Below are 21,433 nucleotides of genomic sequence, written 5' to 3' on the forward strand. Positions count from 1 at the left end.
CGCCTTATAGTCCGGTAGTCACGTCGATGCGGTGGCCCTCTTCAAGGGTCACGATCGCGCGCTTGGTGTCCGACTGCGAGCCGAGATTGCCGCGGAACACCTTGGTCTTGCCCTTGCGGACGAGGGTGTTGACGCTCTTCACCTTGACGTCGAACAGCTTCTCGACCGCTTCCTTGATCTGCGGCTTGGTCGCCTTGCCGGCGACCTTGAACAGCACCTTGTTGTGCTCGGAGGCGAGCGTCGCCTTTTCCGTCACGACCGGCGAGATGATGACGTCGTAGTGGCGCGGATCGATGTTCTTCATTTGAAGCGCGCCTCCAGCGCATCAACCGCAGCCTTGGTCAGCACCAGCTTGTGGCGGCGGAGAATGTCGTAGACGTTGATGCCCTGGATCGGCAGCACGTCGATGTTCGGGATGTTGCGGGCCGCGGTCGCGAAACCGTTGTGCAGCTCGGCGCCGTCGATGATCAGCGCATTGGTCAGGCCGAGGCCGGAGAAGTGACCGATCAGAGCCTTGGTCTTGGCCGCCTCGAGCTGCGCATTGTCGATCACGATCAGCCCGCCGTCCTTGGCCTTGGCCGACAGCGCATGCTTCAGCGCGAGCGCGCGCACCTTCTTCGGCAGGTCGGTCGCATGGGAGCGAACAACCGGACCGAAGGCACGGCCACCGCCGCGGAACTGCGGCACGCGGGCCGAGCCGTGACGGGCGCCGCCGGTGCCCTTCTGCTTGTACATCTTCTTGCCGGTGCGCCAGATCTCGGCGCGACCCTTCGCCTTGTGGGTGCCGGCCTGGCGCTTGTTGAGCTGCCACTGCACGCAACGCTGGATGATATCCTTGCGCGGCTCGAGACCGAAGATCTCGTCCGACAGCTGGACCGAACCAGCTTCCTTGCCTTCAAGGGTGGTGACTTTCAGTTCCATCTCACACACCCTCCTTCTCGGCCACAGCCTCGGCAGCTTCGCCGCCGGCAACCTTGAACTTGCCAGGCTTCGGGGCTTCCTTCGGCAGCGGCTTCTTGACCGCGTCGCGCACCGAGATCCAGCCGCCCTTGGAGCCGGGAACGGCGCCTTCGACGAGGATCAGGCCGCGCTCGACGTCGGTCGAAACCACGCGCAGATTGAGCGTGGTGATGCGGTCGACGCCCATGTGACCGGGCATCTTCTTGTTTTTGAAGGTCTTGCCGGGGTCCTGACGGCCACCGGTCGAACCGATCGAGCGGTGCGAGACCGACACGCCGTGGGTGGCGCGCAGACCGCCGAAATTCCAGCGCTTCATGCCGCCGGCGAAACCCTTACCGATCGAGGTGCCGGTCACGTCGACAAACTGGCCGACCACGAAATGGTCCGCCTGGATCTCCGCGCCGACCGGGATCAGCGCGTCCTCGGACACGCGGAACTCGGCAACCTTGCGCTTCGGCTCGACCTTGGCGACCGCGAACTGGCCGCGTTCGGCCTTCGGCATGTACACCGTCTTGCGGGCGCCCGAGCCGAGCTGAAGAGCGACATAGCCGTTCTTCTCGGTCGTGCGGTGGCCCAGCACCTGGCAGTTGCCCAACTTCAGCACGGTCACAGGGATATGCTCGCCGGTCTCCGTAAAGACCCGCGTCATCCCGACCTTCTGTGCGATCACTCCGGAGCGCATCGGCGTGCTTCCTGTCTTTCTGTCCGCAAGCGGCGGACGTAAAAATCCAAAACCTTAGAGCTTGATCTCGACGTCGACACCGGCGGCCAGGTCGAGCTTCATCAGCGCATCGACGGTCTGCGGGGTCGGGTCGACAATGTCGAGGAGGCGCTTGTGGGTGCGCATCTCGAATTGCTCGCGGCTCTTCTTGTCAACGTGCGGCGAACGGTTGACGGTGAACTTCTCGATGCGGGTCGGCAGCGGAATCGGTCCGCGAACCTGCGCACCGGTGCGCTTCGCCGTGTTCACGATCTCACGGGTCGACGTATCGAGGATTCGATGGTCGAACGCCTTGAGACGGATGCGAATGTTTTGGCCGTTCATTGCCGTATCTCTTTCTTCGTCGCTCGATTAGCGAATAGCGAGTGGTGAGCGGCGGGTGGGCGAACCCACCCGCTGCAAACTGACTGATCCACCCTTACTCGATGATGGCGGCGACGACGCCGGCGCCGACGGTGCGGCCGCCTTCGCGGATCGCGAAGCGCAGCTTCTCTTCCATCGCGATCGGCACGATCAGGTGCACTTCCATCGCGATGTTGTCGCCCGGCATCACCATCTCGGTGCCTTCGGGCAGGTGCACAACGCCGGTCACGTCGGTGGTGCGGAAGTAGAACTGCGGACGGTAGTTGGTGAAGAACGGGGTGTGACGACCGCCCTCTTCCTTGGTGAGGATGTAAGCCTCAGCCTTGAACTTGGTGTGCGGCTTGACCGAACCGGGCTTGCACAGCACCTGGCCACGCTCGACTTCCTCGCGCTTGGTGCCGCGGAGCAGCGCACCGATGTTGTCGCCGGCCTGGCCCTGATCGAGCAGCTTGCGGAACATTTCGACGCCGGTGACGATGGTCTTCTGGGTGGCGCGGATACCGACGATCTCGATTTCCTCGCCGACCTTGACGATGCCACGCTCGACACGGCCGGTGACGACGGTGCCGCGGCCCGAGATCGAGAACACGTCTTCAACCGGCATCAGGAACGGCTGGTCGATCGGACGCTCCGGCTGCGGGATGTAGGCGTCAACCTGCTTCATCAGCTCGAGGATGGCGTCATGGCCGAGGGCCTTGTCCTTGTCTTCGAGGGCGGCGAGCGCCGAACCCTTGATGATCGGAATATCGTCGCCCGGGAACTCGTACTTCGAGAGCAGTTCGCGAACTTCCATCTCGACCAGCTCGAGCAGCTCCGGATCGTCGACCATGTCGCACTTGTTGAGGAACACGACGAGCGCGGGCACGCCGACCTGGCGGGCGAGCAGGATGTGCTCGCGGGTCTGCGGCATCGGCCCGTCAGCGGCCGACACGACCAGGATCGCGCCGTCCATCTGGGCAGCACCGGTGATCATGTTCTTCACGTAGTCGGCGTGGCCGGGGCAGTCGACGTGAGCGTAGTGGCGGTTCTGCGTCTCGTACTCGACGTGTGCGGTCGAGATCGTGATGCCGCGGGCCTTCTCTTCCGGCGCCTTGTCGATCTGGTCGTAGGCGGTGAACGTCGCGCCGCCGGTTTCTGCAAGCACCTTGGTGATCGCTGCGGTCAGCGAGGTCTTGCCATGGTCGACGTGACCAATGGTGCCGATGTTGCAGTGGGGCTTGTTACGCTCGAATTTTGCTTTGGCCATTTGACTCTCCGTTCAGTCGTCAGTTGCTAACCAACGACAATCAAGCAAACTTTTTCTGGACTTCAGCCGACACGTTCGCCGGTGCTTCGGCGTAGTGATCGAACTGCATTGTGAAGGTCGCGCGCCCCTGGCTCATCGAGCGCAGGTTGTTCACGTAACCGAACATGTTCATGAGCGGCACCATCGCATTGATGACGTTGGCGTTGCCGCGCATGTCTTGACCCTGGATCTGGCCGCGCCGCGAATTCAGGTCGCCGATGACCGAACCGGTGTAGTCCTCCGGGGTCACCACCTCGACCTTCATGATCGGCTCGAGCAGAACGGACTTGCCCTTCGTCAGCGCCTCGCGGAACGCAGCCCGCGACGCGATTTCGAACGCCAGCGCCGACGAGTCGACGTCGTGATACTTGCCGTCGACCAGCTGCACCTTGACGTCCACCACCGGGAAGCCGGCGACGACGCCGGAGCCCATCACGCTGTTGAGGCCCTTTTCGACGCCGGGGATGTATTCCTTCGGCACCGCACCGCCGACGATCTTCGATTCGAACTCATAGCCCTTGCCGGGCTCGTTCGGCTCGACGACGATCGACACTTCGGCGAACTGACCGGTACCGCCGGTCTGCTTCTTGTGCGTGTACTTGACTTCGGCCTTCTTGGTTACGCGCTCGCGGAACGCCACCTGCGGCGCGCCGATGTTGGCGTCGACCTTGTAGGTGCGCCTGAGGATGTCGACCTTGATGTCGAGATGGAGTTCGCCCATGCCCTTGAGAATGGTCTGGCCGGACTCCTGGTCGGTCGACACGCGGAACGACGGATCCTCCGCGGCGAGCTTCGCCAACGCCACGCCCAGCTTTTCCTGGTCGGCCTTCGACTTCGGCTCGATCGCGATCTCGATCACCGGCTCCGGGAATTCCATCTTCTCGAGAATCACCGGCTTGTCGGGATCGCACAGCGTGTCACCGGTGCGCGCTTCCTTCAGGCCAGCCAGCGCGACGATGTCGCCGGCGTAGGCTTCCTTGATGTCTTCGCGGTTGTTCGCATGCATCAGCAGCATGCGGCCGATCCGCTCCTTCTTCTCGCGGGTCGAGTTCACCACGCCGGTGCCCGACTGCAGGACGCCGGAATAGATGCGGCAGAACGTGATGGTGCCGACGAAAGGATCGTCCATGATCTTGAACGCGAGCAGCGCCAGCGGCTCCTTGTCGTCCGCCTTGCGCACGACTTCGTTGCCGTCATCATCGATGCCCTTGATCGCGGGCACGTCGACCGGCGACGGCAGGTAGTCGACCACGGCGTCGAGCAGCGGCTGAACGCCCTTGTTCTTGAACGCGGAGCCGCACAGCACCGGATAGAACGCGCCGGTCAGCACCGCCTTGCGGATCAGACGCTTCAGGGTCGCCTCGTCCGGCTCCTTGCCGTCGAGGAAGGCAGCCAGAGCATCGTCGTCGAGTTCGACGGCGGCTTCCACCATCTTCTCGCGGTATTCCTTGGCCTGCTCGACCATGTCTTCCGGGATATCGACGTAGTCGAACTTGGCGCCGAGCGATTCATCGTTCCAGACGATGCCCTTCATGACGACCAGGTCGACGAGACCCTTGAAGTTGTTCTCGGCACCGATCGGAAGCTGGATCGCGATCGGCTTGGCGCCGAGGCGGTCGACGATGTCGGACAGGCACTTGAAGAAGTCGGCACCGGTCTTGTCCATCTTGTTGGCGAAGACGATGCGCGGAACCTTGTACTTGTCGCCCTGGCGCCAGACGGTTTCGGTCTGCGGCTCGACGCCCTGGTTGGAGTCGAGCACGCAAACGGCGCCGTCGAGCACGCGCAGCGAACGCTCGACTTCAATGGTGAAGTCGACGTGGCCGGGAGTGTCGATGATGTTCAGGCGCTTGCCGTTCCAGAACGCAGTGGTCGCAGCCGAGGTGATCGTGATGCCACGCTCCTGCTCCTGCTCCATCCAATCCATCGTCGCGGCACCTTCGTGCACTTCGCCGATCTTGTGGCTCTTGCCGGTGTAATAGAGGATGCGCTCGGTGGTCGTGGTCTTGCCGGCATCGATATGCGCCATGATACCGAAGTTGCGGTAGTTCTCTATGGCATGAACGCGAGGCATAGGCTGTTCCTTAAATTCCGTGTTTCGCCGTTACCAGCGATAGTGCGAGAAGGCACGGTTGGCTTCCGCCATCCGGTGCACGTCTTCACGCTTCTTGACGGCGTTGCCGCGGTTGTTCGAGGCGTCGAGCAGCTCTGCCGAGAGACGCTCCGTCATGGTCTTTTCGTTGCGCTCACGGGCGGCCGAGATCAGCCAGCGGATGCCGAGCGCCTGACGGCGCACCGAGCGGACTTCCACCGGCACCTGGTAGGTCGCACCACCAACGCGGCGGGAGCGAACCTCGATGGTCGGCATCACGTTCTCGAGCGCCTGCTCGAACACGCCGAGCGGGGGCTGCTTGGTCTTGGCCTCGATCATGCCGAGCGCACCGTAGACGATGTTTTCGGCGACCGACTTCTTCCCGGCGTACATCACCGAGTTCATGAACTTCGTAATGATGATGTTCCCGAACTTCGGATCCGGAAGAACTTCACGCTTCTCAGCAGAATGGCGACGCGACATCTGATCGTTTCCCGCTTACTTCGGACGCTTCGCGCCGTACTTCGAACGACGCTGCTTACGGTTCTTGACGCCCTGGGTATCCAGCACGCCACGGAGGATGTGGTAGCGCACGCCGGGCAAGTCCTTGACGCGGCCGCCGCGGATCATGACCACCGAGTGCTCCTGCAGGTTATGGCCTTCACCCGGGATGTAGCCGATCACCTCGAAACCGTTGGTCAGGCGCACCTTGGCGACCTTACGAAGCGCCGAGTTCGGCTTCTTCGGGGTCGTGGTATAGACGCGCGTGCACACGCCGCGCTTCTGCGGCGACTGCTGCAGCGCCGGCACCTTCTTGCGCGACTTCTGCACTTCACGTGGTTTTGCGATCAGCTGGTTGATCGTCGGCATGCAGCCTTCACCCTTTAGTTCGCGCGAAAACCTTGAATGGCTCCGCAAATTTCTTCTCAGGACTAGCCGTCCCGTCCGGCCCACTCGACGCGGAACAAGCAACCGCGCAAAGCGAAATCGCGCCAACCACTCATCACTGAGCGGAAAGCGCATCGACGCCACAGAGGACCGCGATCCCGAACCGTTCAGCGTTCGCTGTCCGGTCCGCCACCGAGGTCATGCATCCGAATTCACTCTCAAGAGGACGTGCTCAAGAGAACCAAAATCGTCCTGGCATTGCCTAGCTATCATCGACAGCGTTTGAGCGGCATTCGTCGAGGTTGGTGCCCGTCCGGCGCCTGAAAAAGGGCCTTTGGGTGTTCCGTTCCGACGCTAGCGTAGCTCACCGCCTGTCGTTAAGTGAGGGCCTTGTATAAGCGAGAGATAGTGAAGTCAAGCAAAACGACAAGCAAAGAAACGCCTCTGGCGCTTGCAGATTTCGCATTTCGCGCCACTCACCGGGCGTCGAAATACGACAGCGTCTGCGACTCCCCTCACCCGAATCCGAATCTCCGGCACGCCACTGGAATCGCATTATACCCGGGTAAAATATGATTAGAAACAATTCTCCCCAACTTGGACCCGAAGGCGAATTTCGAAACTAAGCCTTTATTTGCCATTCGCAGCGCAAAAATTGCGGTCTACGGCCACGGAAAACGTCATGCGGTACACCGACATCGCGATCATTGGCGGAGGTCTTGCGGGCTCGACCGCGGCCGCCATGCTCGGCCGTGCCGGGATACCGACCGTCGTGATCGACCCCCATCAGGCCTATCCATTCGACTTCCGCGTCGAAAAGATCGGCGGCGACCTCCAGCTCGCGCGATTCGCCAGGACCGGCCTTGCCGAATCCGTACTGCGCTCGGCGACGCTGGACGGCGAGAACTGGATCGCGCGATTCGGCCACCTGCTCGACCGGCAGCCGAGCCGGCAATACGGCATCATGTACGACGCGCTGATCACCGCGATTCGAGCCGAGATCGCCGCGCCGGCGGAATTCATCCGCGGCAAGGTCATCAATGTCGCGACCAGCTCCGAGCGGCAGCGGCTCGTGCTCTCGGGCGGCGAGGAGATCTCGGCGCGCCTCGTGGTGCTCGCCAACGGCCTGAATGTCGGGCTGCGCCGCATGCTCGGCATCGAGCGGCTGGTGACCAGCTTCTGCCACTCGATCTCGCTCGGCTTCGATTTCGTCCCGGTCGGCCGCCCCGCCTTCCCGTTCGCGGCCATGACCTACTTTTCGGAGCGGCCGAGCGACCGCATCCCCTACATCACGCTGTTTCCGGTCGAAAACCGGATGCGCGCCAACCTCTTCACCTACCGCCCGGCCGACGATCCGTGGCTGCGCGCGATGCGGCGCAATCCGGTCGAGACGCTGAATGCAGCGCTGCCGCGGCTGCGCCGGCTCACCGGCGAATTCGACGTCGCCGGCGACATCAAGATCAGGCCCGCCGACGTCTATGTCAGCACCGGCTATCGGCAGGCCGGCGTCGTGCTGGTCGGCGACGCCTTCGCCAGCACCTGCCCCGTCACCGGCACCGGGACCGACAAGGTGTTCACCGACGTGTCCCAGCTCTGCAACGTCCACATCCCGGCCTGGCTCGCGACCGACGGCATGGGCGAGGAGAAGATCACGGCGTTCTACGACGATCCGGTCAAGACGGAATGCGACGCCTGGTCGAACGCCAAGGCGTTCAACTTCCGTGAGGTGTCGATCGGCAGCGGGCCCTATTGGCAAGCCCAGCGCTGGGCCCGCTTCCTCGGTTATCTCGGCCGGGGCTCGCTGCGCCGGTTGCAGCGCCCGCAGGCGGCATCAGCGACCCGGCCGGCCAATCACTTCCGGCAACGTCCGCACGCCACGGACAGGGCGTAACCATCGGACGTCATCAGCAACGGGGCGGATATCACGCCTCCTCGTCGTCGTCCTCATCCTCGTCGTCTTCATCATCGTCCGCGTCGTCGTCATCGTCGTCGTCCGCGTCGTGATGCTTGTGCCCCTGGTCGTCCCACAGCTTGCGGTAGACGCCGTTCTTGGCCAGCAGCTCCTCGTGCGAGCCGCGTTCGATGGCCTGGCCGCCGGCGATCACGATGATCTCGTCCATCTCGACCACCGAGGTCAGACGGTGCGTCGACCAGATCATGGTGCGGCCCTCGGCGACCTTGAGCAGCGTGCGGTTGATCGCCGCCTCCGTGGTCTGGTCGAGCGCCGAGGTCGCCTCGTCGAGCAGCAGCACCGACGGGTTGCGGATGATCGCGCGCGCGATCGCGATGCGCTGGCGCTGGCCGCCGGACAGTGTATCGCCGCGCTCACCGACCGGCGTGTCGTAGCGCTGCGGCAGGCTCATGATGTAGCGATGGATCTCGGCTTTCTTCGCGGCGTCCTCGACCTCCGCGTCGGTGGCCCCTTCCTTGCCGAGCCGGATGTTCTCGCGGATCGACATGTTGAACAGCATGTTTTCCTGGAACACGACCGCCATGCTGGCGCGTAGCGACTCGCGCGTCACCCGGCGGATGTCGACGCCGTCGATGGCAACGCGGCCCTCGTCAGGCACGTAGAGCCGCAGGATCAGGTTGATCAGCGTGCTCTTGCCGGAGCCGCTGGGACCGACGATCGCAATGCTCTTGCCGGCATTGAGCTTGAGGCTGAGATTGTCGAGCACCGGCGTCTGCGCCCCCTCATACTGGAAGGTGACGCGGTCGAAGGAGATGTCGTTGGTGATGCGCGGCAGGTCCGGCGCGCCGGGACGGTCGGCGCCGCGGGTCGGCTCGTCGAGCAGCTCCTGGATGTGCCGCACCGCCGCCGCGGACTGGATCGACACCGGGATGAAATGCATGAGATGGGCGATGTTGTACGACACCTCCCAGAATGCGCTCTCGAAGGTCACGAAGGTGCCGACCGTGATCTGCCCCTTGGTGGCGAGATAGGCGCCGATCGCCAACACCACGAGGTGGAGCAGCAGCACCGAAATGGTGACGGTGCGCTCCACCATGGTCGACAGGAACATGGCTGACGCGGCCTTGGCGCGGACGTCACGGTTGCGCAACGTGAACCAGCCGAGCGCACGGCGCTGCAGGTTGAACGCCTTGACCACCGCCTGGGCAGCGACGTTCTCCTGCACCATGCCGAGCAGCGCTGCCTCATTCTGCTTCTGCTCGTAATTGGCCAGCACCGCCTTCGGCGTCAGGATGCGCGGCCCGATCAGCGTGATCGGAAACACCAGCAGGGCGACCACGGCAAGCTGCCAGTTCAGGAACAGCATCAGGATGATGCCGGCGACCAATTCCAGGCCAGGCAGCGCCGCGCTGTTGGCGAAGGTCTTGACCGAGCCCTCGAAGGCCGACAGATCGATCGAGAAACGCGACAGGATCTCGCCGCGCTTGGTGCGCGCGAAATAGGCCGACGGCAGGTTCTGGACGTGGTCGAAGATGCGGGTCCGGACGTCGGCGATGATGCCCGCGCCAAGCCGCGCATCCCAGCGCTCGTACCAGACCGCGATGATCGAGGTGACGATGCCGGCGACCGCTAGCACGCCGAGGATCTTGTAAAGGGCCTGGAAATCCTCCTCGCCGAGCGCGTCGTCGATCAGGAATTTCAGGCTGAGCGGCATGATGACGTTGAACAACGTCTCGACCAGCACGCCGATGGCGACGAAAGCGAGCGGCTTCTTGTAGTTGGTCAGGATCGGCTTGACGAAGCCATAGATCGTGGAGAGCGCGCCGGCGGCCTCCTTGGCGGTGAAGACGACGAGGTCCTCATCATCATCGTCATCGAGCTCGAACTCGTAGTCCTCGTCCTCATCATCTTCGTCGTCGGCGGGCGCGGCGGCCGGCTTGATGGAGACCGGCTTGGCGGAGGCCGTAGCCGCCGGCGAACCGGCCGCGGCCGCAGACTTCTTCTTCAGCTCGGGATCGTCGGCTGCCGATCGATTCGGATCGTCTGATGCAGGAGGTCTTGGCGCCATGAAACCAACCGATGCTCCACGGCCGGCATGACCGCAAATCGAAACCGCAGCGGCGAACGCTGCCGGTACAATCCTATGCGATCACAATGAATTCGGCAAAGCGTTTGCAACGGCGCGGCGCGCGGTCCGGTGAATTCGAGATTACGGCAACGCCGCGTTGCCGCTAGTCGTCGAGGTCGGCCTCGACCTTGTCGAAGAAGGAATAGCGCAGGCTGTCGGAGTCGGCGTACCACTGCCCCGGCCCCTTGTTGGCGGCAAGCGTCAACGTCCACAGCGCATCGGTGCAGTCGCGGCGGTGCATCGACAGGTCGAAGCCGTTGCCGAAGAACAATTCCGACCATTCCCACCAGGTGCCGAGCTTCTTCACGCCGCGCAGCAGGTCGTAGCGATCGATCACCGCCGGCGCCATGTCCGAAGTCACCGACGCGAACACGACGCCGGTCTTGACCACGCGGTTGAGCTCGCGCACCCCGCGCACCACCTGCTTCTCGCCGAGATGGCACAGCGAGGTCTCGAACACGAAGTCGAACTCATTGTCCTTGAACGGCATGTCGGCGATCGAGCCGAGCTTGTTGTACTTCTTGAGCGCCTTCGGCGTCTTGCCGTGGATGTAGCGGTTGTTCTCGATGCCCCAGGCGTCGATGCCGCGCTCGCGCAGCGCGCCGACCAGCTCGCCGCTGGCGGAGCCGGCGATCAGGAGCTTGTAGCCCTTCACCCTGCCCCACACCGTCTTGATCAGGTCGGTCAGATAGGCCGGGTCGGTGAAATTGCGCCAGGCTTCGCTGTAGGGGCCGGCGCCGCGATAATTCTCGAAATAGTTGCGGTCGATCTTGTCGGACAGCGCGCCTTCGTCCTGCGCGCGGGCGCGGCGCAGCCGCATCATCTCGGTGACGATGATGTCGGTCGCGGCATCGGAGGAATCCAGCAACCCGTTCAGCGTCGAATCGAACAGATAGTCGCCGACCACCACGATGCCGGGGTGCTCCTTCGGATCGGGGCGGTGGTTGGTCATGACATCGCGCACCGGCAGGCCGCCCGGCAGCGCGTTGACCGACGACAGCCAGCGATGGGTCTTGCCCTCGAGGAAATGCGCACGCGCATCGCCGAGCGAGGCCGGCAGCGACTTCAGCGCGGCGTCGATCAGCTCCTCGTCGCTGAGATTGGCGAAGGCGAGCGCGTCGGAGCCGGCGATCAGCCAGTTCAGCACGCCGTGCTTGCCGACATCGTGGCGCGCGCCCTCATTGTAGACGCAGCAGCCGCCGAACGCTTCCGACATGAACCAGGCGCCCGGGATCTTCTCGCCCCAGAACGGCTCGTCGAACAGGATCGAGACCCGCAGATAGTGCGCCGGCCGATCGAAATAGGCGACGTGCTTGACCATCGACTTGCGCAGCTGCTCGCCGTCCCAGCGCATGGTGGCGAGCCAGGAGTGCGGCAGGCAGACCAGCACGAGGTCGAAGTCGCGCGTCTCCGGCCCCCTGCCGTTCATCATGTTGAGCTGGTAGCGGCCGGTTGCGGTCTTGCCGACCTTGAGGACGCGATGGTTGAGCTGGATGTCGGCACTGACCTCCGAGCGCAGGCAATCGATCAGCTGCTCGTTGCCGTTCTGGATCGAATACAGGCCGATATAGCCGTCGACGTCCATCACGTAGTTCTTCAGCGCGTTGAGGCCGTTGGTGTTGTGGGTCTCGGTCGCGAGGTCGGAGCGCGCCATCACCTTGAAGAACCGCTTGGCGGTCACGTCCTCGACCTCTTCGTCGAGGATCTGCTCGGCGGTCTTGTAGGCCCAGGGATGTTCGTTGTCGTGGGCGCCGACGCCCTCGTAATACTCGATCGGCGACACCAGCTCGCTGCAGCGCTTGCGGAACGCCTCGATTGCGGCCGCGGTCTTCGCGCCGTATTTGCGGCGCATGCCGGGAACGTCGGCCAGCAGTTCGCCGTCCAGTTGCACCTGCTCGGCATCCATCGGGATCGTCTGCAGGCCGAAATGCTGGATCAGCTCGCGCAGCGGGTCGGGTCCCGTCATCGAGTAGTCGTAGATCTCGGCGACGCCGGCCTCGTACATCGCAGGCGCAGTGTCGAATTTGCGCGTGACGATCTTGCCCCCGAGACGGTTCGACGCCTCGAAGATGGTGATGCGGCAGAGATCGCCGAGTTTGCGCTTCAGATACCAGGCGCTCATCAGCCCCCCGGGGCCGCCGCCTACAATCGCCAAGTCGAGCATATCGATTCCGTCGTCTCCGGCACGAGCCAAACAGCCGGTCTAAGTCACCCTAGCAAAGGCACTTTTTTGCCTGAAGGGAAGATGAACAAACTGCGTTCCTGCACCGCAGCAAGGGAAGAAAGCAACAAAAAGGCCGGCAGAACGCCGGCCTTCTCGCTGACTACCGTAGTCTTGCGGATGCCTATTCCGCGGGCGGCAGCGCCAGCGGCTCCGCTTCCGGAGCCGTCGGCACGATCGCCGCCTGCTGCTTCTCGCGCTCGTCGAGGATCAGCTTGTCGCGCTTGACCGCAACTTCGCGGATCCGCGCCATCGAGGCGCCGGTGCCGGCCGGGATCAGGCGGCCGACAATGACGTTCTCCTTGAGGCCTTCGAGCGGGTCCACCTTGCCGTTGACGGCAGCTTCCGTGAGCACGCGCGTGGTCTCCTGGAACGACGCCGCCGAGAAGAAGGATCGGGTCTGCAAGCTCGCCTTGGTGATGCCGAGCAGAACCGGCGTCCCCGTGGCGGGCTTCTTGCCCTCCTCCTTGGTCTTGGTGTTGAGCGCGTCGAACTCGATCTTGTCGACCTGCTCGCCCGAGATCATGTCGGTGTCGCCCTGGTCGGTGACTTCGACCTTCTGCAGCATCTGACGGACAATCACCTCGATGTGCTTGTCGTTGATCAGCACGCCTTGCAACCGGTAGACCTCCTGGATTTCGTTGACCAGATAGGCAGCGAGTTCCTCGATGCCCTTGATCGCCAGGATGTCGTGCGGCGCCGGATTGCCTTCGACGATGAAATCGCCCTTTTCGACGATGTCGCCGTCCTGAAGGTGGATGTGCTTGCCCTTCGGGATCAGGTACTCGCGCGGCTCCTCGGTCTTGTCCATCGGCTCGATCGAGATGCGGCGCTTGTTCTTGTAGTCGCGGCCGAAGCGGATCGTTCCCGCGGTCTCCGCGATGATCGCCGCATCCTTCGGCTTGCGAGCCTCGAACAGTTCCGCCACCCGCGGCAGACCGCCGGTGATGTCACGCGTCTTGGCGCTCTCGGTCGAGATACGCGCCAGGATGTCGCCGGACATCACCTTCGCGCCGGTATCGACCGACAGAATGGCGTCGACCGAAAGCATGTAGCGGGCGTCGCCGCCACGCGCGAGCTTCAGCACCTTGCCGTCCTTGCCCTTGACCACGATGGCCGGGCGCAGGTCCGAGCCGCCGCGCGTCGTGCGCCAGTCGATGACCACGCGCTTGGCGATACCGGTCGATTCGTCGAGCGTTTCCGAGATCGACTGGCCTTCGACCAGATCCTCGAAACCGATCGTGCCCTCGACTTCGGTGAGCACCGGGCGGGTATAAGGATCCCACTCCGCGATGCGCTGGCCGCGCTTGACGGTGTCGCCTTCGTCGACGTGCATCTTCGAACCGTACTGAATACGGTGGGTTGCACGCTCGGTGCCGTCGGCATCGACGATCGCAACGACCATGTTGCGCACCATCGCGACCAGATTGCCTTCGCTGTTGCGGGCGATGGCCTTGTTCCTGATCACGATCTTGCCGTCGAAGTTCGATTCGACGAACGACTGCTCGTTGAGCTGGGCGGCGCCGCCGATGTGGAACGTGCGCATCGTCAGCTGCGTGCCGGGTTCACCGATCGACTGCGCCGCGATGACGCCGACGGCCTCACCGTGGTTGACCGGGGTGCCGCGGGCCAGATCGCGGCCGTAGCACTTGGCGCAGATGCCGTTGATCAGCTCGCAGGTCAGTGCCGAGCGGATCTTCACTTCCTGGATGCCGGCCTGCTGGATAGCGTCGACATGGGTCTCCTCCATCAACGTGTCGCGCTTGACGACAATCTCGTTGGTGGCGGGATCGCGCACGTCATCGCAGGCCGTACGGCCCAGGATGCGCGAGCCGAGCGAGGCAACGACCGTGCCCGCATCGACGATGGCGCGCATCTTGATGCCGAGCTTGGTGCCGCAATCGGTCTGCGTGATGATGCAGTCCTGCGCAACGTCGACCAGACGGCGGGTCAGGTAGCCGGAGTTCGCGGTCTTCAACGCGGTGTCCGCGAGGCCCTTGCGGGCGCCGTGGGTCGAGTTGAAGTACTCGAGCACCGACAGACCTTCCTTGAAGTTGGAAATGATCGGCGTCTCGATGATCTCGCCCGACGGCTTGGCCATCAGGCCGCGCATGCCGGCGAGCTGGCGCATCTGCGCCGGCGAACCACGCGCACCGGAGTGCGCCATCATGTAGATGGAGTTCACTTCGGCTTCCGCTCCGCTCGCCGTCTTCTTGACGGACGAGATCTCCTTCATCATCGCCTTGGCGACTTCTTCACCGGCCTTCGACCAGGCGTCGACGACCTTGTTGTACTTCTCGCCGTGGGTGATCAGACCGTCATTGTACTGCTGCTCGAAATCCTTCGCCAGCGTACGGGTCGCGTCGACGATCTTCCACTTCGACGCCGGCACGACCATGTCGTCCTTGCCGAACGAGATGCCCGCCTTGAAGGCGTTGTAGAAGCCGAGCGCCATGATGCGGTCGCAGAAGATCACCGTCTCCTTCTGACCGCAGTGACGGTAGACCTGGTCGATCACGCCGGAGATCTCGCGCTTGGTCATCAGCTTGTTGATGATGTCGTACGAGATCTTGGTGCTCTTCGGCAGCAGATTGCCGAGCATGACGCGGCCCGCGGTGGTTTCGATCCACCGCTTGGACATCTTGCCTTCCTCGTCGAGGCCTTCCCACCGGTACTTGATCTTGGTGTGGAGGTGGATGACCTTCGAATGCAGGGCGTGCTCGAGCTCGGCCATGTCGCCGAAGATCTTGCCCTCGCCGGGCAGGCCTTCGCGCATGATCGAGACGTAGTAGAGACCGAGCACGATGTCCTGCGACGGCACGATGATCGGCTGGCCGTTCGCCGGATGCAGGATGTTGTTGGTCGACATCATCAGGACGCGCGCTTCCAGCTGCGCTTCGAGCGACAGCGGAACGTGCACGGCCATCTGGTCGCCGTCGAAGTCGGCGTTGAAGGCGGCGCAGACCAGCGGATGCAGCTGGATCGCCTTGCCCTCGATCAGCACCGGCTCGAACGCCTGGATGCCCAACCTGTGCAGCGTCGGCGCGCGGTTGAGCAGCACCGGATGCTCGCGGATCACCTCGTCGAGGATATCCCAGACCTCCGGACGCTCCTTCTCGACCAGCTTCTTGGCCTGCTTCACCGTGGTGGACAGACCCTTGGCGTCGAGCCGCGAGTAGATGAACGGCTTGAACAGCTCGAGCGCCATCTTCTTCGGTAGGCCGCACTGATGCAGGCGCAACTCGGGACCGACCACGATCACCGAACGGCCCGAATAGTCGACGCGCTTGCCGAGCAGGTTCTGACGGAACCGGCCCTGCTTGCCCTTCAGCATGTCGGCGAGCGACTTCAGCGGGCGCTTGTTGGCGCCGGTGATGACGCGGCCGCGGCGGCCGTTGTCGAACAGCGCGTCGACGGCCTCCTGCAGCATGCGCTTTTCGTTACGGATGATGATGTCAGGCGCACGCAGCTCCATCAGCCGCTTCAAGCGGTTGTTGCGGTTGATGACGCGGCGATAGAGGTCGTTGAGGTCGGAGGTCGCGAACCGGCCGCCGTCGAGCGGCACCAGCGGACGCAGGTCCGGCGGAATCACCGGCACCACCGTCATGATCATCCATTCCGGCTTGTTGCCGGAGACGCGGAAGGCCTCGACGATCTTCAGACGCTTGGCGAGCTTCTTGTGCTTGATGTCGGAGTCGGTCTCCGCCATGTCGGCACGCAGCGTCGCCTCGAGCTTTTCGAGCTCGAGCCCCTTGAGCAGCTCGCGGATTGCTTCCGCGCCGATCATGGCGGTGAAGCTGTCCTGGCCGTACTCGTCCTGCGCCTTCAGATACTCGTCTTCCGACAGCAGCTGACGGTCCTTCAGCGCGGTCAGACCCGGCTCGAGAACGACGTAGTATTCAAAGTACAGGATCCGCTCGAGATCCTTCAGCGTCATGTCGAGCAGCAGGCCGATGCGCGACGGCAGCGACTTCAGGAACCAGATGTGGGCGACCGGCGCCGCCAGCTCGATATGGCCCATGCGCTCGCGCCGGACGCGCGACAGCGTCACTTCGACCGAGCACTTTTCGCAGATGATGCCCTTGTACTTCATCCGCTTGTACTTGCCGCACAGGCACTCGTAGTCCTTGATCGGCCCGAAGATGCGCGCGCAGAACAGGCCGTCACGCTCCGGCTTGAAGGTGCGGTAGTTGATGGTCTCCGGCTTCTTGATCTCGCCGTACGACCAGGACAGAATCTTCTCCGGAGACGCGATCGAAATCCGGATCTGGTCGAAGACCTGAGCCGGCGTCGTCGGATTGAAAAGATTCATAATCTCTTGATTCATGGTCTTCTCCTCGCGTGCCGATCGTCACCGGCAGCAAATTCGAAACTTTTATTCAACGCGCGCCCCACTCAACGTCCGGGCGGAGCGCGAAGGCCCGGCGCTTTCGCGCCGGGCGTAAATCAACGCGTTACTCGGCCGCTTCCGACGTCGACGCCGGTCCCACCTTGGAATTGTGCAGGTCGACGTTGAGGCCGAGCGAGCGCATTTCCTTGACCAGCACGTTGAACGATTCCGGAATACCGGCCTCGAAGGTGTCGTCGCCGCGCACGATCGCCTCGTACACCTTGGTACGGCCGGCGACGTCGTCCGACTTCACGGTCAGCATCTCCTGCAGCGTGTAGGCGGCACCGTAGGCTTCCAGCGCCCAGACCTCCATTTCGCCGAAGCGCTGGCCGCCGAACTGCGCCTTGCCGCCCAGCGGCTGCTGGGTGACGAGCGAGTACGGACCGATCGAACGCGCGTGGATCTTGTCGTCCACGAGATGGTGCAGTTTGAGCATGTAGATGTAGCCCATCGTCACCTTGCGATCGAACTGGTCGCCGGTGCGGCCGTCATAGACGGTCGACTGGCCGGAGGCGTCGAAGCCCGCGAGCTTCAGCATCTCCTCGATGTCGGCTTCCTTGGCGCCGTCGAACACCGGCGTTGCGATCGGCACGCCGTGGCTCAGATTGCGGCCGAGTTCGACCAGCTCGTTGTCGTTCAGCGACTTGATGGTTTCATCCTCGCCATAGATCTTCTTCAGGGTCTCGCGCAGCGGCTTGAGGTCCTGCTTCTGATAGTAGGCGTCGATGGTCTGGCCGATGCGCTTGCCGAGGCCGGCGCAGGCCCAACCGAGATGCGTCTCAAGGATCTGACCGACGTTCATGCGCGACGGCACGCCGAGCGGATTGAGCACGATGTCGGCGTGCGTACCGTCCTCGAGGAACGGCATGTCCTCGATCGGCACGATCTTCGACACCACGCCCTTGTTGCCGTGACGGCCGGCCATCTTGTCGCCGGGCTGGATCTTGCGCTTCACCGCGACGAAGACCTTGACCATCTTCATCACGCCGGGCGGCAGTTCGTCGCCGCGCTGCAGCTTCTCGACCTTGTCGAGGAAGCGCTGCTCGAGGCCCTTCTTCGACTCGTCGTACTGCTTCCGCATGGCCTCGATCTCGGCCATCAGCTTGTCGTTCGGCGAGGCGAACAGCCACCACTGCGACTTCGGATACTCGTCGAGCACCGCGCGGGTGATCTTGGTATCCTTCTTGAAGCCCTTCGGACCGGCGATGCCCTGGCGGTTCTCCAAGAGCTCGGCGAGGCGGTTGTAGACGTTGCGGTCCAGAATCGCCTGCTCATCGTCGCGGTCCTTGGCCAGACGCTCGATCTCTTCCCGCTCGATCGCCAGCGCACGCTCGTCCTTGTCGACGCCGTGGCGGTTGAACACGCGGACTTCCACGATGGTGCCCTGCACGCCCGGAGGCACGCGCAGCGAGGTATCGCGGACGTCGGAGGCCTTCTCGCCGAAGATGGCGCGCAGCAACTTCTCTTCCGGCGTCATCGGGCTCTCGCCCTTCGGCGTGATCTTGCCGACCAGGATGTCGCCGGCGCGAACTTCCGCACCGATGTACACGATACCGGCTTCGTCGAGGTTCTTCAGCGCTTCTTCCGAGACGTTCGGAATGTCGCGGGTGATTTCCTCCGGACCGAGCTTGGTGTCGCGGGCCATCACCTCGAATTCCTCGATATGGATCGAGGTGAAGACGTCGTCCTTCACGATCCGCTCGGAGAGCAGGATCGAGTCTTCGAAGTTGTAGCCGTTCCACGGCATGAACGCGACCAGCACGTTGCGGCCGAGCGCGAGCTCGCCGAGATCGGTCGACGGACCGTCAGCGATGATGTCGCCCTTCTTGACGATGTCGCCGACCTTCACCAGCGGACGCTGGTTGATGCAGGTCGACTGGTTCGAGCGCTGGTACTTCATTAGCCGGTAGATATCGACGCCCGACTTGGTCGGATCGAGATCCTCGGTGGCGCGGATCACGACGCGGGTGGCGTCGATCTGGTCGATCACGCCCGAGCGGCGCGCGGCAATCGCCGCGCCCGAGTCACGGGCGACCACGCCTTCCATGCCGGTGCCGACGAACGGCGCCTCGGCGCGAACCAGCGGCACCGCCTGGCGCTGCATGTTCGAGCCCATCAGCGCGCGGTTGGCGTCGTCGTTCTCGAGGAACGGGATCAGCGCCGCGGCCACCGAAACCAGCTGCTTCGGCGACACGTCCATGTAGTCGACCTTGTCCGGCGTCACCGGCAGCACTTCGCCGGCATGACGGCAGACCACCAGGTCGTCGGTGAAGCGGCCCTTGGCATCGAGCGGCACGTTCGCCTGCGCGACGCGGTAGCGGCCCTCTTCCATCGCCGACAGATAGACCACCTCGTCGGTGACGCGGCTGTCCTTGATCTTGCGATAGGGCGTCTCGACGAAGCCGTACTTGTTGACGCGCGCGAACGTCGCCAGCGAGTTGATCAGACCGATGTTCGGACCTTCCGGCGTTTCGATCGGGCAGATACGGCCGTAATGCGTCGGATGCACGTCGCGGACTTCGAAACCGGCACGCTCGCGGGTCAGACCGCCCGGGCCAAGCGCCGACAGGCGCCGCTTGTGGGTGATCTCCGACAGCGGGTTCGTTTGGTCCATGAACTGCGACAGCTGCGAGGAACCGAAGAACTCGCGCACCGCGGCGGCCGCGGGCTTGGCGTTGATCAGGTCCTGCGGCATCACGGTGTCGATATCGACGCTCGACATACGCTCCTTGATGGCGCGCTCCATGCGGAGCAGGCCGATCCGGTACTGGTTCTCCATCAGCTCGCCGACCGAGCGCACCCGGCGGTTGCCGAGGTGGTCGATGTCGTCGATCTCGCCCTTGCCGTCGCGCAGGTCGACCAGCGTCTTGATGACCGCCAGGATGTCTTCCTTGCGCAGCGTGCGATGGGTATCGGGCGCATCGAGCTCGAGCCGCATGTTCATCTTGACGCGACCGACCGCGGAGAGGTCGTAGCGCTCGGCATCGAAGAACAGCGACTGGAACATCGCCTGCGCCGAATCCAGCGTCGGCGGCTCGCCCGGACGCATCACGCGGTAGATGTCGAACAGCGCGTCCTCACGCGTCATGTTCTTGTCGGCCGACAGCGTGTTGCGGATGTAGGCGCCGACATTGACGTGGTCGATGTCGAGCAGCGGCAGGTCCTTGTAGCCCTGCTCGTTCAGCACCTTGAGCGACTTCTCGGTGATCTCCTCGCCGGCTTCGGCGTAGATTTCACCGGTCTTCGGGTTGACGAGATCCTCGGCGAGATAGTTGCCGACGAGTTCCTCGTCCGACATGCGGAGCGCCTTCAGACCCTTTTCCTGCATCTGGCGCGCGCTGCGCACGGTCAGCTTCTTGCCGGCCTCAAGCACCACCTTGCCGGTGTCGGCGTCGATCAGGTCGTTGATGGTCGAGTAGCCACGGAAGCGGTTGGCGTCGAACGGCACGCGCCAGCCTTCCTTGGTCCGCTTGTAGGTGATCTTCTTGTAGAAGGTCGACAGGATCTGCTCGCCGTCGAGACCGAGCGCGTACATCAGCGAGGTCACGGGCAGCTTGCGGCGACGATCGATGCGCGCGAACACGATGTCCTTGGCGTCGAACTCGATGTCGAGCCAGGAACCGCGATACGGAATCACGCGCGCGGCAAACAGCAGCTTGCCGGACGAATGGGTCTTGCCCTTGTCGTGGTCGAAGAACACGCCGGGCGAACGGTGCATCTGCGAGACGATGACGCGCTCGGTGCCGTTGACGACGAAGGTGCCGTTCATCGTCATGAGCGGGATGTCGCCCATGTAGACGTCCTGCTCCTTGATGTCCTTCACCGACTTGGCGCCGGTTTCCTCGTCGATATCGAACACGATGAGGCGCAGCGTCACCTTGAGCGGCGCAGCGAAGGTCATGCCGCGCTGGCGGCACTCGTCGACGTCATATTTCGGCTGTTCGAACTCGTAGCGGACGAATTCGAGCATCGAGGTGCCCGAAAAATCCGAGATCGGAAATACCGAGCGGAACACCGCCTGCAGGCCCTCGTCGAGGCGACCGCCGGCCGGCTCGTCAACCATCAGGAACTGGTCATAGGACGCCTTCTGAACCTCGATGAGGTTCGGCATCTCGGCGACTTCCTTGATGTGACCGAAAAACTTGCGTACGCGTTTGCGACCGGTGAATGTCTGCTGCGCCATCGTGGCCTCTCATTTTCGTCGCCTTTGTGGGGCGAACCTTCCGGGAGCGACTGCCATCGACCCCGGGTTGAATTTCGAATCGTCCCGAAGGAACGAAGCGCAAAGTCAGGAATTAAATCCCCGGCCCGCCTCCATCGCCTCCAAAACGCAAAACGACGCGCGAGGCGCATCACTGCACCCGCTCGTCCAAACGCTCCGCTTTACGGACTGAAAAAGCCCGAAATCTGACTGTCTCCCAACGGCTTCCGCCGGGTGCCCTGCCGCCCCCGCCGCCTACCGTGTTTTTCTGC

General features: G+C 63.4%; 13 protein-coding genes. 1 reads left to right on the plus strand and 12 read right to left on the minus strand.

The features are described from left to right. Positions 1-4: 4 nt before the first annotated feature. From ACE103_RS24870 to rpsL, 8 genes are all read right to left on the minus strand, one after another. Positions 5-304, minus strand: a complete 300-nt coding sequence (locus ACE103_RS24870; RefSeq protein ID WP_016843746.1) for a 50S ribosomal protein L23 — start codon at positions 302-304, stop codon at positions 5-7. Beyond that, entirely contained in the window at positions 301-921 is a 621-nt protein-coding gene (gene rplD / locus ACE103_RS24875) for a 50S ribosomal protein L4 (RefSeq protein WP_097675074.1), read from the minus strand. Before rplD ends, ACE103_RS24870 begins: the two co-directional genes overlap by 4 nt. Before the next feature lies 1 nt (position 922). Next, the gene (rplC, locus tag ACE103_RS24880) at positions 923-1,642 is read right to left on the minus strand and encodes a 50S ribosomal protein L3 (RefSeq protein ID WP_029081772.1); all 720 of its coding nucleotides are present in this window, start codon (positions 1,640-1,642) and stop codon (positions 923-925) included. A 54-nt stretch (positions 1,643-1,696) separates the two neighbouring features. After that, entirely contained in the window at positions 1,697-2,005 is a 309-nt protein-coding gene (gene rpsJ, locus ACE103_RS24885; RefSeq protein ID WP_002712302.1) for a 30S ribosomal protein S10, read from the minus strand. A 94-nt stretch (positions 2,006-2,099) separates the two neighbouring features. Further along, complete coding sequence (gene tuf, locus ACE103_RS24890) at positions 2,100-3,290, minus strand: elongation factor Tu (protein WP_223967335.1); 1,191 nt, start codon at positions 3,288-3,290, stop codon at positions 2,100-2,102. Positions 3,291-3,330: 40 nt separating this feature from the next. Beyond that, entirely contained in the window at positions 3,331-5,403 is a 2,073-nt protein-coding gene (gene fusA / locus ACE103_RS24895; RefSeq protein ID WP_223967334.1) for an elongation factor G, read from the minus strand. Between the two features lie 30 nt (positions 5,404-5,433). Continuing rightward, positions 5,434-5,904: a 30S ribosomal protein S7 gene (gene rpsG, locus ACE103_RS24900; RefSeq protein WP_021081660.1), complete on the minus strand. Its 471-nt coding sequence runs from the start codon at positions 5,902-5,904 to the stop codon at positions 5,434-5,436. A 15-nt stretch (positions 5,905-5,919) separates the two neighbouring features. Further along, positions 5,920-6,291: a 30S ribosomal protein S12 gene (rpsL, locus tag ACE103_RS24905; RefSeq protein WP_028168167.1), complete on the minus strand. Its 372-nt coding sequence runs from the start codon at positions 6,289-6,291 to the stop codon at positions 5,920-5,922. Positions 6,292-6,991: 700 nt separating this feature from the next. On the opposite strand from rpsL, the gene ACE103_RS24910 reads away from it, so the two are divergent. After that, positions 6,992-8,200, plus strand: a complete 1,209-nt coding sequence (locus ACE103_RS24910) for an FAD-dependent oxidoreductase (RefSeq protein ID WP_375775249.1) — start codon at positions 6,992-6,994, stop codon at positions 8,198-8,200. A gap of 31 nt (positions 8,201-8,231) precedes the next feature. Here the strand turns inward: ACE103_RS24910 and ACE103_RS24915 are convergent, their stop codons facing one another. The 4 genes from ACE103_RS24915 to rpoB all read right to left on the minus strand — a co-directional run bounded on the left by ACE103_RS24915 (position 8,232) and on the right by rpoB (position 21,143). Further along, entirely contained in the window at positions 8,232-10,289 is a 2,058-nt protein-coding gene (locus ACE103_RS24915) for an ABC transporter ATP-binding protein (RefSeq protein WP_375775250.1), read from the minus strand. 163 nt (positions 10,290-10,452) lie between these two features. Further along, positions 10,453-12,513, minus strand: a complete 2,061-nt coding sequence (locus ACE103_RS24920; RefSeq protein WP_375775251.1) for an FAD-dependent oxidoreductase — start codon at positions 12,511-12,513, stop codon at positions 10,453-10,455. Positions 12,514-12,694: 181 nt separating this feature from the next. Beyond that, the gene (gene rpoC, locus ACE103_RS24925) at positions 12,695-16,897 is read right to left on the minus strand and encodes a DNA-directed RNA polymerase subunit beta' (protein WP_223967330.1); all 4,203 of its coding nucleotides are present in this window, start codon (positions 16,895-16,897) and stop codon (positions 12,695-12,697) included. Positions 16,898-17,024: 127 nt separating this feature from the next. Further along, positions 17,025-21,143 carry a DNA-directed RNA polymerase subunit beta gene (rpoB, locus tag ACE103_RS24930; protein WP_223967329.1) on the minus strand — a complete coding sequence of 1,373 codons (4,119 nt, stop codon included), beginning with the start codon at positions 21,141-21,143 and terminating at the stop codon, positions 17,025-17,027. Between the last annotated feature and the right edge of the window lie 290 nt (positions 21,144-21,433).

This window comes from Bradyrhizobium sp. ma5, assembly GCF_042258955.1.
Taxonomy (GTDB): Bacteria; Pseudomonadota; Alphaproteobacteria; order Rhizobiales; family Xanthobacteraceae; genus Bradyrhizobium.